The sequence below is a fragment of the Bradyrhizobium macuxiense genome (assembly GCF_001542415.1).
In the GTDB taxonomy this organism is placed as follows: Bacteria; Pseudomonadota; Alphaproteobacteria; order Rhizobiales; family Xanthobacteraceae; genus Bradyrhizobium; species Bradyrhizobium macuxiense.
This window is the reverse complement of the sequence record NZ_LNCU01000046.1, coordinates 1-14,713: the sequence shown is the minus strand read 5'-3', so window position 1 is coordinate 14,713 and position 14,713 is coordinate 1. Positions and strand designations below refer to the sequence as shown.

17 protein-coding genes are annotated in these 14,713 nt (G+C 64.0%); 12 read left to right on the top strand and 5 right to left on the bottom strand.

All coding sequences use genetic code 11. The features are described 5' to 3' along the window. Window positions 1-258: 258 nt before the first annotated feature. A complete protein-coding gene (locus AS156_RS16660; protein WP_066506240.1) occupies window positions 259-582 on the bottom strand; it encodes a hypothetical protein in 324 nt (107 codons plus the stop codon). A 326-nt stretch (window positions 583-908) separates the two neighbouring features. On the opposite strand from AS156_RS16660, the gene AS156_RS16655 reads away from it, so the two are divergent. Next, entirely contained in the window at window positions 909-1,178 is a 270-nt protein-coding gene (locus AS156_RS16655; protein WP_066506238.1) for a metal-sensing transcriptional repressor, read from the top strand. Between the two features lie 45 nt (window positions 1,179-1,223). On the opposite strand, the gene AS156_RS16650 is transcribed toward AS156_RS16655, so the two are convergent. Beyond that, on the bottom strand, window positions 1,224-2,048 hold the full coding sequence (locus AS156_RS16650; RefSeq protein WP_066506235.1) for a creatininase family protein: 825 nt from the start codon (window positions 2,046-2,048) through the stop codon (window positions 1,224-1,226). Window positions 2,049-2,201: 153 nt separating this feature from the next. Between AS156_RS16650 and AS156_RS16645 the strand changes: the two genes are divergently transcribed. From AS156_RS16645 to AS156_RS16605, 9 genes are all read left to right on the top strand, one after another. After that, window positions 2,202-3,233, top strand: a complete 1,032-nt coding sequence (locus AS156_RS16645) for an ABC transporter substrate-binding protein (RefSeq protein WP_066506231.1) — start codon at window positions 2,202-2,204, stop codon at window positions 3,231-3,233. Window positions 3,234-3,450: 217 nt separating this feature from the next. After that, window positions 3,451-4,263, top strand: a complete 813-nt coding sequence (locus AS156_RS16640) for an ABC transporter ATP-binding protein (protein WP_066506230.1) — start codon at window positions 3,451-3,453, stop codon at window positions 4,261-4,263. Further along, window positions 4,260-5,048: an ABC transporter permease gene (locus tag AS156_RS16635; RefSeq protein WP_066506227.1), complete on the top strand. Its 789-nt coding sequence runs from the start codon at window positions 4,260-4,262 to the stop codon at window positions 5,046-5,048. The genes AS156_RS16640 and AS156_RS16635 overlap by 4 nt, the downstream gene beginning before the upstream one ends. Then, window positions 5,048-6,031, top strand: coding sequence for a 2-hydroxyacid dehydrogenase (locus tag AS156_RS16630; RefSeq protein WP_066506224.1), 984 nt, complete (start codon window positions 5,048-5,050; stop codon window positions 6,029-6,031). The genes AS156_RS16635 and AS156_RS16630 overlap by 1 nt, the downstream gene beginning before the upstream one ends. Further along, the gene (locus tag AS156_RS16625) at window positions 6,031-6,726 is read left to right on the top strand and encodes an AprI/Inh family metalloprotease inhibitor (RefSeq protein WP_066506222.1); all 696 of its coding nucleotides are present in this window, start codon (window positions 6,031-6,033) and stop codon (window positions 6,724-6,726) included. The genes AS156_RS16630 and AS156_RS16625 overlap by 1 nt, the downstream gene beginning before the upstream one ends. 347 nt (window positions 6,727-7,073) lie before the next feature. Continuing rightward, window positions 7,074-7,445, top strand: coding sequence for a YciI family protein (locus AS156_RS16620; protein ID WP_066506220.1), 372 nt, complete (start codon window positions 7,074-7,076; stop codon window positions 7,443-7,445). 15 nt (window positions 7,446-7,460) lie between these two features. Then, entirely contained in the window at window positions 7,461-7,811 is a 351-nt protein-coding gene (locus AS156_RS16615) for a YciI family protein (RefSeq protein ID WP_066506218.1), read from the top strand. A 16-nt stretch (window positions 7,812-7,827) separates the two neighbouring features. Next, window positions 7,828-9,129, top strand: coding sequence for an RNA polymerase sigma factor (locus AS156_RS16610; RefSeq protein ID WP_066506212.1), 1,302 nt, complete (start codon window positions 7,828-7,830; stop codon window positions 9,127-9,129). A gap of 257 nt (window positions 9,130-9,386) precedes the next feature. Continuing rightward, the gene (locus AS156_RS16605) at window positions 9,387-10,703 is read left to right on the top strand and encodes an MFS transporter (RefSeq protein WP_082747545.1); all 1,317 of its coding nucleotides are present in this window, start codon (window positions 9,387-9,389) and stop codon (window positions 10,701-10,703) included. Window positions 10,704-10,841: 138 nt separating this feature from the next. Here AS156_RS16605 and AS156_RS45775 read toward each other — a convergent pair whose 3' ends face one another. The 3 genes from AS156_RS45775 to AS156_RS16590 all read right to left on the bottom strand — a co-directional run bounded on the left by AS156_RS45775 (window position 10,842) and on the right by AS156_RS16590 (window position 12,097). Then, window positions 10,842-11,060, bottom strand: coding sequence for a DUF2934 domain-containing protein (locus AS156_RS45775; protein ID WP_066506206.1), 219 nt, complete (start codon window positions 11,058-11,060; stop codon window positions 10,842-10,844). A gap of 420 nt (window positions 11,061-11,480) precedes the next feature. Further along, on the bottom strand, window positions 11,481-11,702 hold the full coding sequence (locus AS156_RS16595) for a hypothetical protein (protein WP_066506204.1): 222 nt from the start codon (window positions 11,700-11,702) through the stop codon (window positions 11,481-11,483). Window positions 11,703-11,884: 182 nt separating this feature from the next. Beyond that, window positions 11,885-12,097: a hypothetical protein gene (locus AS156_RS16590; protein WP_066506317.1), complete on the bottom strand. Its 213-nt coding sequence runs from the start codon at window positions 12,095-12,097 to the stop codon at window positions 11,885-11,887. 509 nt (window positions 12,098-12,606) lie between these two features. Here AS156_RS16590 and AS156_RS16585 point away from each other — a divergent pair. Together AS156_RS16585 and AS156_RS16580 are read left to right on the top strand one after the other, a co-directional pair. Continuing rightward, window positions 12,607-13,350 (top strand): Crp/Fnr family transcriptional regulator, encoded by a 744-nt coding sequence (locus AS156_RS16585; protein WP_066506201.1) that lies wholly within the window; start codon window positions 12,607-12,609, stop codon window positions 13,348-13,350. 399 nt (window positions 13,351-13,749) lie between these two features. Further along, window positions 13,750-14,713 (top strand): IS481 family transposase (locus AS156_RS16580; protein ID WP_066501212.1); only part of this gene is annotated, 964 nt, incomplete at its 3' end.

Genomic DNA, 14,713 nt, shown 5'->3' with positions numbered 1-14,713 from the left:
GTCTCCGCGCTGCCCGTCGGGCACGGCGCGAGGGACGCGGAGCGGCTTTATGCGCGCGCGCAACCTCCGCTGCCGTGAGCAGCGGTTCGTTCAAAACTGATGTCGTTCCCCGAAGGGAGTCCCGTTGCTGCGCCGGGATGGCGCGCAACGGGACGACTAGGTCCTTCGTCCATGTCGGTTCTCTTGTTCGAGCATGATGTCTCCGGAAAGCCGGCTTCCGCCTTGCGCTAACTCGGCCCTGCGGGTCCGGATCATGCTTCAGGCGCTCGCCGTCATCTTCAACGCAGCGGGGCGCGCGATTGTTGCACGCCGGCCGGAACTCCGGTCCGCGCGTCGCTGCTGATCGAGATCACTGATGGATGCTTCGATGGTGTCTTCGACGATCCACCGGCATTCCAGGCGGCCGTCGATCAGGACCCAATGACATGCCGGCGCCCGGGTTGGACGCTTTCGCCGACCCTCCGGGCGGCGAAAGCCCGGGAGGTTGTCATTGGAATAGAGGGCCGCCCACGACGCCAGGCGCCGCGGCTCAAAAACATTTCGCGGCTCGAACGGCCGGAATTTTGCGAGCTTTTCGAACATCGCTCACCTCCACTTTCTGCTGGTCGCGGCAGGCCGGTGAGGAGCGGGCGGTCAGCTAAGGGGTGACCATCCATCCACGCAGCGGGTGCTTGCGCGATCAGTCTTGCTGGCTTGCGGCGTCAGAAGTGCCGCCATCGGGCACCTGTCGCCTGAGTTGCTACTGCCCATTTGCCTTCTTTGTTGGCTCGTGGTCGAGGCGGATGCCTCGGTGCGGAACACATGTTCCGACAGGCCGGGACTACGCCTGACACAGCAGGCTGTCAAGCCGATTTTGCTATCCTCCCGGGAGGATCATCATTATCCTCCAGGGAGGATAGGAGAACCCGATGTCCGACGACCACTCGCACGCTGCAATCGCCCGGCGCCTGAAGCGCGCCAACGGCCATCTCGAGACCATCGTCGAGATGGTCGAGCAGGGCCGGCCGTGCGCCCAGATCGCCCAGCAATTGCAAGCCGTGGAGAGCGCGATCGAAAGCGCCAAGAAGGCGCTGATCCACGACCATATCGGCCACAGCCTGGAAGACGCGCTGAAGGCCGTCGGCCCGAAGGGCCGCGCCGTGCTGAAGGATTTCAGGCTGATCGCGAAATATCTCTGACCATCCGCAAGCGACCGGCGGCGGCCGTCCGTGCTGCCGATCGGGTTACTTGACCGGCCAGCGCGGCGTGCCGGCGAGCGCGCTGATGTCGAATTGATCGATATCGTCCAGCAGTTCGCAGAATGCGCGTGCGCCGTGGTCGAGCAGGGCCTCGCCCCTTTTGGCGGAGGCCTTGGTCGCATCGCCGATCGCGCCGCTCGGATGCAGGTCCTGTGCCTGCCAGGCGAACGGCGCCGGCCGCTGCGTCGAGAGATGGCGGTGCTTCTTTTCGATCTGCACGCTCGCGGGGACAAAGCCCGCGAGCGCGTCCTTGCGCACGTGCTGCGGATACTTCGCCAGCATGATCGAGGTCTCGACCGCTCCGCCATGGATGCCGTGACGCAATTCGCTTGCTTCGAACAGTCCGTCCGGCACCCCGAAACGCGACCAGCTCGTGGTGACCACCAGCATGCCCTGTCGCGCGCGCAAATCCTGCGCGACCAGCGACATCGCGGCCGAGTTGCCGCCATGGCTGGTCACCAGCACGAGCTTCTTCACCCCGGCGCGCGCCACGCTTTCGCCGAGCGCGGTCCAGGTCTTCAGCGCGACCTCGTTCGACAGCGTCAGCGTACCCGGGAAATCGATGTGCTCGGTCGAGATGCCGACCGGCTGCAGCGGCAGGAAGGTCACCGGAGCGGTCGCCGGCAAGAACTCACGCACCCGCGCCAGATACGCCTCGCCGATCATGACGTCGGTTCCAACAGGCAGATGCGGCCCGTGCTGTTCGGTCGCGGCCAGCGGCAGCACCGCGATCCAGCGCGACGGCGCTGATTTGGCGATGTCGGGCCAGTGGATGGCGGTCCAGTCGCGGGGCGGAAGCTGAGAGGTCATCAAGCGAAGCGTTTCATTGGATGAATTTGCAGGGTAGTTTGTTCATCTTGGGTGGGGATATGAACCATGCCACCGGGGCGATCCTCGTGCCCTGGGCTGCGGTCCACGTCTCCACCTTCCATCATGGGCCAGAATGATCGACGGAGTCCAACCATGAACCCGGCCTTTTTGCCGCGAGCGTTAACCATCGGCCTGCTTGCCGTCGTGACGTCTGCCTTGGCGGAGCTGACCCCGGCGCGCGCGCAGACCCTGGACAAGGTCTCATTCGGAACCAACTGGGTCGCCGAGGGCGAGCATGGCGGCTTCTTCCAGGCCGTGGCCGACGGCACCTACAAGAAATACGGCCTCGACGTCACCATCGTGCCCGGAGGCCCCAACGAGAACAACCGCATGCTGCTGATCGCGGGCAAGCTCGACTTCTTCATGAGCGCGAACTCGCTGCAGACCTTCGACGCCGTCACCAACAACGTGCCGCTGGTCGCGGTCGCCGCCATCTTCCAGAAGGACCCGCAGGTCTTCCTGACGCATCCCGAGGTCAAGGTCAGCAAGATCGAGGATTTGAAGCCGCTGACGCTGCTGGTCTCGAAGGAGGGCATTGTCACCTACTTCCAATGGATGAAATCCAGGTACGGATTCAGCGAAAGCAAGGTGAAGCCCTATACCTTCAACGCGCAGCCCTTCATCGTCAACAAGGATGTCGCGATGGAGGGCTACGTCTCCTCCGAGCCATATGCGGTGGAGAAGAAGGCCGGCTTCAAGCCGAACGTGCTCCTGATCGCCGATTACGGCTTCAACGCCTATTCGACCCTGATCGAGACCCGCCGCGACCTCGTCGACAAGAAGCCGGACCTCGTGCAGCGCTTCGTCGATGCCTCGATCGTCGGCTGGTATCATTATCTCTACGGCGACAACTCGGCCGGCAATGCGATGATCAAGAAGCTCAATCCGGAAATGACCGACGAGCTGCTGGCCTTTTCGGTTGCGCAGATGAGGGAGCACGGCATCGTCGATTCCGGCGACGCCATCAAGAACGGCATCGGCGCCATGACCGATGAGCGGATGGCGAGCTTCTTCGAGGCGATGGTCAGCGCCGGCGTGGTCAAGAGCACCATCGACTACCGCAAGGGCTACACGCTGCGCTTCGTCAACAAGGCGGTCGGCGTCGAACTCAGGCCGAAGAACTGAGCCCAAGGACACGTGTGATCCGATCAGTCGCCTCATCGATGGTCCACCTCTCCCCCTGTGGGAGAGGTCGCATCGCATCGTCAGATGCGATGCGGGTGAGGGGTGACGCTCTCTCGTGGGACCTGTGCCCCATCACCCGGCGCTGTGCGCCGACCTCTCCCCGATGGGGAGAGGTGTCATTCGCGGCGCTGCCGTGCCAAGCTATGGCCGCTTGACGATGGTAGAGAGCACCGTGCCCGAAACCAGCGCCGATGAGGCTGGGCTTGCCGTGCGGCTGCGCGGTGTCACCAAGATCTATGACTCCGGCGTGGCGGCGCTCGGGCCGCTCGATCTCGACGTCAACAGGGGCGAGTTCGTCTCGCTGCTCGGGCCCTCCGGCTGCGGCAAGTCGACCGCGCTGCGCCTGATCGCGGGGCTGTCAACGCCGAGCGCGGGTACGGTCGAGCTGTCGCCTCGGGGGACGGCGCGGCGCGGCAGCCATCCGATCGGCTTCGTGTTCCAGGAGCCGACGCTGATGCCCTGGGCCACCGTGCGCGACAATGTCCGTCTGCCGCTGAAGCTCGCGCATACGTCCGGCAGCGATGCCGAGGGGCGGATCGACCAGGCGCTCGCACAGGTCGGGCTCGCGGAGTTTGCGACGGCCTATCCGCGCGAATTGTCCGGCGGCATGAAGATGCGGGTGTCGCTGGCCCGCGCGCTGGTCACCGATCCCGATATCCTCTTGATGGACGAGCCGTTCGCGGCGCTCGACGAGATCACGCGCTTCCGCCTCAACAACGACCTGCTGTCGCTGTGGCGTAACCTGCACAAGACCGTCATCTTCGTGACGCATTCGGTGTTCGAGTCCGTCTATCTCTCGGAGCGCGTGATCGTGATGACGGCGCGCCCCGGGCGCATCGGCACGGAGTTTCGCATCACCTCGGCCGAGCCGCGCGGCGAGGAGTTCCGCACCTCGGCCGAATATGCCGCGTTCTGCCGCGAGGTCTCGAACGCGCTGGCGCCGTCTTATGCGGGGCGGGCGGGCGCATGAAATCTCTGCAAGACCTCGTTCGCGTCCTGCTGCCCGGCGTCGTGTTCGCCGCCGGCCTCGTGCTCTGGGAACTGATCGTCCGCCTGTATGACATCCAGCCCTATGTGCTGCCGAGCCCGCTGCTCGTCATCAAGACGCTGGTCAGCGATTGGCCGATCCTGTCGCAATCGCTCGGCGTCACGCTCCTGACCACGCTCGAAGGCTTCGTCGCGGCCGCAGTCGGCGGCGTCGCGCTGGCGCTGTTGTTCAATCAGTCGAAATGGCTGGAATATTCGCTGTTTCCCTATGCGATCATCCTGCAGGTCACGCCCGTGATCGCGATCGCGCCGCTGCTCCTGATCTATCTGCAGCAGCAGACCGCCGTCATCGTCTGCGCCTGGATCGTCGCCTTCTTCCCGGTGCTCTCGAACACCACGCTCGGCCTCAACTCGGTGGATCGCAATCTAGCCGGCCTGTTTCAGCTGTATGGCGCATCGAAGCTGCAGACGCTGTTGTTCCTGAAGCTGCCCGCGGCGCTGCCCTACATCCTCGGCGGATTGCGCATCGCCGGCGGGCTGTCGCTGATCGGCGCCGTGGTCGCCGAGATCGCGGCCGGCAGCGCCGGCGCCGGCTCGGGCCTCGCCTTCCGCATCGCTGAATCAGGCTACCGGTTGAACATTCCCCGCATGTTCGCAGCGCTGCTGCTGCTGTCGCTGGCCGGGATTGTCATCTATGGGGTGCTGGCGCTAATTTCATACCTCTTGCTGCGACGTTGGCACGAAAGTGCGCTTGGAAAGGAAAGTTGATGGCCCCTATCTCTTCTGAAAAGATCGATCTGCTGATTTACGGACCGATCCGGCCAATCCTCGAGAACGGCTTTCCCGATCAATATGTGCTGCACCGCGCGGAAAGCCGCGGCGATCTCGAGCGCCTGACGCCCGAGATCGCGGGCAAGATCCGTGGCATCGCGGTCACCTATCACACCATGGCGACCGACAAGACCGCGATGACGCGCTTCCCCAAGCTCGAGATCGTGGGCAGCTTCGGCGTCGGTTACGACCACATCGATTCCGCCTATGCGCGCGATCACAATATCGTGGTCACCAACACGCCCGACGTGCTGACCGAGGAGGTCGCCGACGTTGCGATGGGATTGTTGATCTCGACCCTGCGCGAATTCGTGAAGGCCGACCGTTACGTGCGCTCCGGCCTGTGGCAGACCCAGAACTATCCGCTCAGCGGCGGCTCGCTGCGCGACCGCAAGGTCGGCATCGTCGGCATGGGCCGGATCGGGCAGGCGGTCGGCCGCCGGCTGGAAGCCTCGCGCGTGCCGGTGTCCTATCACTCGCGCAACGCGGCCAAGGACGTCTCCTACAAGCACTATCCCGACTTGATCGAGATGGCGAAGGCGGTCGATACGCTGATTGTCATCGTGCCCGGCGGCGCCTCGACATCGAAGATGATCAACGCCGAGGTGCTGAAGGCGCTCGGGCCGCGCGGCGTGCTCATCAATGTCGCGCGCGGCTCCGTGGTCGACGAGCCGGCGCTGGTCGCGGCGCTGAAATCGGGTACCATCCTCGCCGCCGGCCTCGATGTGTTCGCAGCCGAACCGAACGTGCCGGACGAGCTGAAGGCGATGCAGAATGTCGTGCTGCTGCCGCATATCGGGTCAGCCTCCGTGGTCACGCGCAACGCGATGGACCAGCTGGTGGTCGACAACATCAGGAGCTGGTTCGCCGGCAAGCCGCCGCTGACCCCGGTGGCCGAGACCCCGGTCAAGGGCCGCTGATGCCGCTGTCCCGCTTCAATGTCGTGGCGCTCCTGGTGCTGGCCGGATTGTGTCCGGTCCAGGCGCAGGACGTCACGACGTTGAGGGCGGACATGATCGGGCAGTGGGAGCTCGCCACCACCGACCGCAGCAAGACCTGCGTCGTGACGCTCAAGAGCGATACGACGCCGCTGGGCTTCAAGCTCGAGCTCGAGCCGTCCTGCGCCGCCGCGCTGCCCTTCACCAAGGACATCGCCGGCTGGAGCATCAAGGGCCTCGGCGACATCGTGCGGCTGCAGAACGCGACCGGCGAGGCCGTGATCGATTTCTCGGAAGTCGAGACCGGCATCTTCGAGGGCCTGCGCACCAATGAGGGCGTCTACATCCTGCAGAACCTCGCCGCGGCGCGCTCGCTCGCCAAGTCGATGGACCAGATGATCGGGGACTGGTCGATGGTGCGCGGCAACGGCCAGGCGATCTGCGGCCTGACGCTGACCAACAACGATGCCGGCAACGACAATTTCCAGGTCTTCCTGAAGCCGAAATGCGATCCCGCGGTCGCGGCCTTCAACCCGACCGTCTGGCGGCTCGACCACGGCCAGATCATCCTGATGTCGGCCAAGGGCGAGAGCTGGCAGTTCGAAGCCGACGACAACGCCCAGTGGCGCCGGGTTCCGGACAGCGCCGATCCGCTGATCATGCTGCGGGAGCAGTAGGTCTTTCGGCACGGTACGCTGCACCTCTCCCGCTTGCGGGGGCGAGACGAGCGAAGCTCGCTCTTCGCAAGTTATTGAACAGCCAGACTCTTACGTTTCCCCGTCATCCTGAGGAGCGCGTTAGCGCGTCTCGAAGGATCGACGGCCAACAGCCGGGCCGTGCACCCTTCGAGGTCGCTCCGCTCGCACCTCAGGATGACGGGGAGGGGGCGACCTCTGACGGAGCAATAGCCCAATGAAAATAATTCCCGTTCCCTGTCGATCCGCCGTGCCCCGGATCGTCGTCTCCCATAGCGGGCCGGTTTGGCGGCGATCATCGCCGCCGCCCGCAGCAAACGGGAGTTTTCATGCGCTTCATGTCGATCGTCACCTCGCCGCAGCCGGATACCCGCCCGACGCCCGCGCTGATCGAGGCCATGCACAAGCTCGCCGACCGCGAGATCAAGTCCGGACGCATGGTCGATACGGGGGGCCTGATGCCGCTCGCGACAGGCGTGCAGGTGCGTCTTGCCGGCGATAAGCTCAGCGTGGTCGACGGCCCCTTCGTCGAGGCCAAGGAGGTGATCGGCGGTTACGCGATCTTCGAGCTGCGCAGCAAGGAGGAGGCGGTGGCGCTCGCCGTCGAGTTCATGCAGCTGCACAAGGATCACATGCCCGGCTGGGAAGGCACCTGCGAGGTCCGCGCCTTCGCAGGCTTCGCCGGCCAGTGTCCGGAATAGCAGAGGAGAGCCCAGATGCGCTTCATGTATGTTGTGGTAGCCGAGAAACCGATGTTGCCGAATCCCGCCTTGAGGGAGGCGATCCGCGAGATGGCCGATCGCGAGGTCAAGGCCGGTCGCATGCTCGACGCCGGCGCACTGATGCCGCGCACCGCCGGCGCGGAGGTGCGCATCAAGGACGGCAAGCTCAGCGTCACCGACGGACCCTTCCTGGAAGCCAAGGAAGTGGTCGGTGGCTACGCCGTCTTCGAGCTGAAGGACAAGGAGGAGGCGGTGGCGCGCGCCGTCGAGTTCATGCAGCTCCATCTCGATCACATGCCGGAATGGGAGATGTCATGCGAGGTCCGCCCCTTCATGCAGTCCTGACGGAGGTAGCAGTCCGATGCCGGTGGCCGACGTGACCGCCGACGACGTCAGGCGTACCATCCTCGGCGTGTGGCGCATCGAGCAGCCGCGGCTGATCACCAGCCTGTCGCGGATGCTGCGCGACGTGCCGCTCGCCGAGGATCTCACCCAGGAAACGCTGATCGCGGCGCTCGAGCACTGGCCGGTCGACGGCGTCCCGGACAAGCCGGGTGCCTGGCTGATGGCGACCGCCAAGCGGCGCGCGCTCGATCATTTGCGCCACGTCAGCATGCGCACCCAGAAGCACGGCATGCTGGCGCATGATCTGGCGCGGGAGCAGGAGACCATGCCCGATTTCGATTCCGCACTCGACGACGACATCGGCGACGAGCTGCTGCGGCTGATCTTCACCGCCTGTCATCCGCTGCTGTCGCGCGAGGCCCGTGCGGCGCTGGCGCTGCGGATGATCTGCGGCCTGACCACGGAGGAGATCGCACGCGCGTTCCTGCAGACCGAAGCCGCCATCGCCCAGCGCATCGTTCGCGCCAAGCGCACGCTGTCGGAGTCCGGCCTTGCTTATGAGACGCCGCGCGGCGAGGAGTTGTCGGAGCGGCTCGCCTCCGTACTCGAGGTGGTCTACCTCATCTTCAACGAGGGCTACACCGCGGCGCGTGGCGACGCATGGCTGCGGCCGCAGCTCTGCAACGAGGCGCTGCGCATGGGCCGCGTGCTGGCTTCGATCGCGCCGCAGGAGCCGGAGGCGCACGGGCTGCTGGCACTGATGGAGCTGAATGCCTCGCGGATGGCGGCGCGCACTGATGCGGCCGGAGATCCGATCCTGCTGATGGACCAAAACCGCGCGCGGTGGGACCGCCTGCAGATCCGCCGCGGGCAACTGGCGCTGGCGCGCGCCCGCGAGCTCGGCGGTGCCGGCGGCTTCTACGCGCTGCAGGCCGCGATCGTCGCCTGCCATGCCGAGGCCGGTACGTCTGACACGACCGACTGGTCGCGCATCGCCGCGCTCTACGGCGATCTCGCCGCCTTGGTGCAGTCGCCGGTGATCGAGCTCAACCGCGCGGTCGCGGTCGGTATGGCGGAGGGGCCGCAGGCCGCGCTTGCGATCGTCGACGGCCTCGCCCATGAGCCGGCGCTGGAATCCTATCACCTGCTGCCGAGCGTGCGCGGCGACCTCCTGCAGAAGCTCGGCCGCCATGACGAGGCCCGGGCCGCATTCGACGCGGCCGCGGCGCTCGCCGGCAACACGCGCGAGCGCGATCTTCTGCACCGCCGCGCGGCAGCGGCGCGTGCGGCGCACGATCGCGCGTCACCATGTCTGTGACCCCCGGGACCGGTGCCGTCTTGTGCACTGCCGCGTGTACTGCCGGAAACATTCGCTGTCGCGCCACGACCGGGCGATTCCGCAGGTCCGCTTCCACTAGTTGACGAGTCGCCCAGACCCCCGGTGCCAGCGTAAGCTACCTCCCTCACCATAAGAAAATCGGGAGGCTCAATGTCGATTATGGACCAGCCGCCCAAGGGCGCGCCGCAGACATCCTCGCTCGCCTGGATCGACTCCCGGGCACACGACATGTCTGGATGCTGATCACGCTGCTCTCGCTCGGCGGCATGTTCGAACTCTACGATCTGTTCATGACCGCTTATGTCGTTCCCGGCCTCATGAAGGCGGGACTGCTCAAGGACGTGTCCGTCAGCATCTTCGCCGGACCGGCGCTGTTCGTCGCGGCGACGTTCACCGGCCTGTTCATCGGCACCTGCGCGTTCGGCTACGTCGCCGACAAATACGGACGCCGGACGGTCTTCACCTATTCGATGCTGTGGTACAGCGCGGCGACGTTCGTGATGGCTTTCCAGGACACCGGGCTTGGCGTCAGCCTGTGGCGGCTGATTGCCGGCATCGGCATCGGCGTGGAACTGGTCACAATCGACACCTACGTGTCCGAGCTCGTGCCCAAATCGATCCGCGGCCGCGCCTTCGCCTTCAACCAGGGCGTCATGTTCTCGGTGGTGCCGATCGTGGCATTCATCGCCTACATGCTGGTGCCGATCAGCCCGTTCGGCGTGGATGGTTGGCGGTGGGTGGTCCTGATCGGCTCGACCGGCGCGCTGGCTGTCTGGTTCATCCGCCGCTCGGTCCCGGAGAGCCCGCGCTGGCTCATCAATCAGGGACGGCTCGACGAGGCCGACGCGGTCACGACTGCGATCGAGGCCAAGGTTCGAAGCGATCTCAAAGGTGCGGCGCTGGCGACGCCGGGAAGCCATTCGGTGGAGAAAGCCGAGGCGCTCGGACGCTTCGCCGAAATCTTCGCGCCGCGCTACCGCGGCCGCACCTTCATGCTGATGATCTTCCAGTTCTTCCAGACCTTCGGCTTCTATGGCTTCGCAGCCTGGGTGCCGACGCTGATCGCCCAACAGACCGGCATCAATGTTGGCCAGAGCCTGCTCTACTCGTTCATCATCGCGATCGCGAACCCGTTCGGTCCGCTGCTCGCCATGACCTTCGCCGACAAGTTCGAGCGGAAGTGGCAGCTGGTCGCCGCCGCCTGCTGCATCGGCATCTTCGGAATCATGTTCTCGTTCCAGAACACCATGCCGCTGCTGATCCTGTTCGGCGTGCTGATCACGCTGTCGAACAACATACTGTCCTACTCGTTCCACAACTATCAGGCCGAGCTGTTCCCGGCCCGGATACGTGCGCGCGCGGTTGGGTTCACCTACTCGCTGAGCCGGCTCAGCGCGATCTTCGCGAGCTTCATCATCGGCTTCTTCCTGCAGACGGCAGGCACCAAGGGCGTTTTCGGCTTGATCGCCGGCGCCATGGTCATCGTGGTCGTCACCATCTCGATATGGGGCCCGCCCACGCTCGATCGAGAGCTCGAGGAGATCTCGAAATGACGTAAGCGGACGATCTTGCAGGGAACGTCTGGCCTCAGGTCAGGCGTTCCTCGAGGACTCCCGCATCGACACGCCGACTGTGGAGATCGCGGGTCGCGCGATACAGCCGAGCCGGTGCTCACCTCGCTCGGAAGCACGTTAGTGAGTACTCGTCACGGTGGCGTGGCGCCGCCGCCGAGCGACCCGGCGTGCGGCGATGTCCGACCGGCCCGATCGTCCCTTGTCCTTCGTTCTCTCTTCCAACAGTTCTTTCTCTGCCTTGTACCAGAAGGCGTCCATCGCCTTGTTGGGCTCACCGGCAGCCCGCCACAGCCTGTAGGCCCGCGTGCGAATGTCTTGCTCAGTCAAGGTCCGCATGGTTTCGCTCCTGACCTTCAATCGCTGTAGTTAAAACTTGCCGGCGGCAGGAGTCGTTCCCATGGAACCAATCCGCGACGCTGGTCAGCGCGTCGGGGAGACGAGGGAACCGGGCTCGTTGGAGGAGACGTTGCGCAGGAGCGGGCCGGTGAGGTCGCGGAGGCTTGCCCGGAACGCGCCGCCGGAAAGTCGTTCAGGCGGCAACCGCAACCCAAATTTCCGCGAACCTGCTCAGAAAATTCCGATCAACGCGAAGAAGACGACCTCAATCAGAAATGTCAGGCTCATAACTGCGACCATGAGGAAAGCATCGCGTACTGACAACGAGTTCATGACACGCCTCACCTTCTGCGAAGCCCCGAAGAGCCTGCCGCTAATAAACGCGCAAGCGGCGAAAATGTTTCGATCGTGCGACAGGCGCTAGCGCATCTCCAATTCCCGGATCGCCTGAACCGAAATCTCGGTGGGGTCATCGATGCCGGTTTGCGCGACCCTGATGATCGTCTTCGCGATCATTTCCGTAAGGGGGTCGTCGCCGTCTCTGACGCAGAGCGTATGCAACGCCTGCTCATATGCCGCCCTGATGCGGCTAACCTCTTTCGGCTCCATGTCGCGGGTTTGCAGATCCAGGTAGGTCGACATCCTCTCGCTCCTCTCAAGCCCTTGCGAGTGATCAGGACATCATAGCACCGGGACCTCGTTCGCGTTCGAAGAACGACGAGCCGCCGGCCGCGACTGCACGAACCATCCCACGTCAGTCACTCGCGGGATGCCGCCGGATCGATCCCGGTATGCGTGACTGACTATGTCAGGGTGGACCCCTTTCAGCCGGTCCTTCGATCCGAACTGTCGAGCAGCGCCCGGCGGGCAATGATCGTCAATTCGTCAAGGTGAGTGGTGCCCTGCTGTACCGCTTCGACCAGTTTCTCCGCGATGTATTTCCGGGTGTCGTGATCGCCACCGTTGACCATGCGGCCGCAAGTTTGATCCAGCACGGCATCCAGACGAGCCCTGAGTGTTTCGTTCAACTCGTGCATTCCTGTCTCCTCCGGCTTGTCGGGACGCTGGGATATGTCGGTATAGCTCGCCGGCCCCCCGGGGACGGCGATCACGGCCTCAATTTCAGCCGGCATTTCGTCGGGCTGAGCGGCGCGTTCGTTGAAGGTCGCTCGCTCTGCTGGTCGTCTGCGGGCGCAGGATCTCGTCATGTCCGGGGCGGCTCCGGCCCCGAGAGGTTCAACTGCAGATCTTCCAGGTCGCGCATGGCATGCGCCAGGACCTGGTCGGACATCGGGGATGACGGTTGTGCCAAGCCGCTCGCGATGCCCCCACGAAAACATGAGGCGGCGCAGCGATCGTGCGATGGGCGAAACAGCAATCTGACGAACCGAGGCAGAAGTCGCAGCATCTCGCTCAAACGATCAAATCGAACCTGAAATCGCCATGCCGTGGGCCTGAAACCCTGGCCGGTCGCTCCGAGTTTACCCGGCGGCGGCAACCACGCTCTCTCATTTGATAGGCGTGCGTCGCAGCAAGGGAGACGCTCATGGACGCTCACAATGCGCACGACCTCCTCGTCCGCAGCCTGCAAACGCATTCGCGCCTCGGGAAGCAAGACATCCGGGAAATTGCCGGCCTGCCGCATGAGCTGCAGGAGTTTCAGCCCGGCGAGGATTTCATTCACCAGGGCGAGGCGCCGAAAGTCGCTGCGCTGGTGGTCTCCGGAATGGTGGCTCGATATCACATACTCAGTAGCGGCCGTCGCCAATACGTCTCCTTCCATATCGCGGGCGACCTGCCGGATGTCCAGGCGCTGTTTCTCCGGGAGATGGATCACAGCGTATGCGCGATGGGCACTGCGATCGTCGCGTTCGTGCCGCACAGGATGCTGATGCGTGCCTTCACCCGGCGTCCGTCGTTCGCCTTCGCGATCTGGCGGGAGACCCTGATCGATGCCGCCATCTTTCGCGAGGCAATCACCAACAATGGGGCAAGGTCCAACGTCGCCGGGATGGCACATCTGTTCTGTGAGCTGTTCTATCGGGCGCGCGAGGCCGGCCTGAACGACGGGATGACGTGGGAATTTCCGGTCAATCTGACCCAACTGGGCGAGACGTTGGCCATGGCAATTGCCACGGTGCATCGCACGTTGCACGAGCTGCGGGCGACACACACGGTGGATTTGCGGGTCGGTAAGCTCGTCGTCAAGGACTGGACCAGGCTCGTGAAAATCGGCGAGTTCGACCCGGGTTACCTTCACACCAGGGATCCGCTGAACGCTGCATCGTGACATGCGCGCATGCATCTCAGACGATTGGCCATGTCGATATTGACCAGGCCATTGTTCGCCGCTTTGATTTTGTCTGGTGCAGCCCGCGCGCTCCTCATGCGCAATCACTGAGTTGCCCGACGGCGCAAGCCCCTCGCGCAAAAATATTTCTGTTTATCAGAATCGCGATTTGATGTATGAATTTCCTGTCTCACCCGATTGAGGGGCGCTTCGCGATCGTCACGGGTGTTGCGGTGAGATGCGGTGGACGCCGATTGCGCAACTGACGAGTGCGTATGAGGCGGACGGCGAAATCGTGCAGGCCTGACGCCCTAGTTGTGAGCTTTCAGGAGGTTGTCCATCTGGTCTGAACCGAGAAAGCTGAGGTTGCGAAACTTCAGTGTTCCCCGGAGAGACCAGATGAACATCCACAAGAATGCGCCTTTGACGCCGAAAGGTCGAGAGGCGATGGTGCGGAGCGTGATCGAGGGCGGCCTGACGAAGGCCACAGCCGCGCTCCAATTCAATGTGACGGCAAAGACGGTCGCCAAATGGGTCAAGCGCTTCCGCGCATTAGGCGTCGATGGTTTGCGGGATCGTTCCTCGCGGCCTCATTCATTGCCAAGCCAAACCCCGGCAGCCACATGCGCCGCTGTCGAGACGTTCCGCCGGCAGCGCCACACCGGCAAACAGATCGCGCTCGAAGTTGGGGTCTCCGCAGCAACCGTCAGCCGTATCCTGCGCCGACTCGGTTTGAACAGGCTGGCTGCCCTGGAGCCGGCCGAGCCGATCCGGCGCTATGAGCGCCAGCATCCTGGTGAACTGATCCACATAGACATCAAAAAGCTCGGCAAGTTCAATCGGATCGGCCATCGGATCACCGGCGATCGACATGGGTCGAGCAATCTGCGTTCTCGCCGTCAAGGGCCAGGCTGGGAATACGTACATGTCTGCATCGACGATGCGTCACGGATCGCTTTCAGCCAGGTCATGAAGAACGAGCGAAAGGGTTGCGCCATCGCTTTCCTCAAGGCGGCCGTGGCCTACTACGTGAGCCTCGGCGTGAAGGTACAGCGCGTCATGACCGACAACGGCGCGTGCTACAAATCCTTCGCCTTCCTAAGGGCGTGTAAGCGCCTCGGCCTCAAGCACATCCGCACCAGGCCCTATACACCCAAAACCAATGGCAAGGCCGAACGCTTCATTCAAACCAGCCTACGAGAATGGGCCTATGCGCAGGCCTACAACACCTCAGCAGAAAGAGCAGCCGAGTTGCCACGATGGCTTCATTGCTACAACTGGCATCGTCCTCATGGCAGTATCGGCTCAAAGCCACCGATCAGCAGACTCGGATTGACCGGGAACAACCTCTTGAGGCTCCACA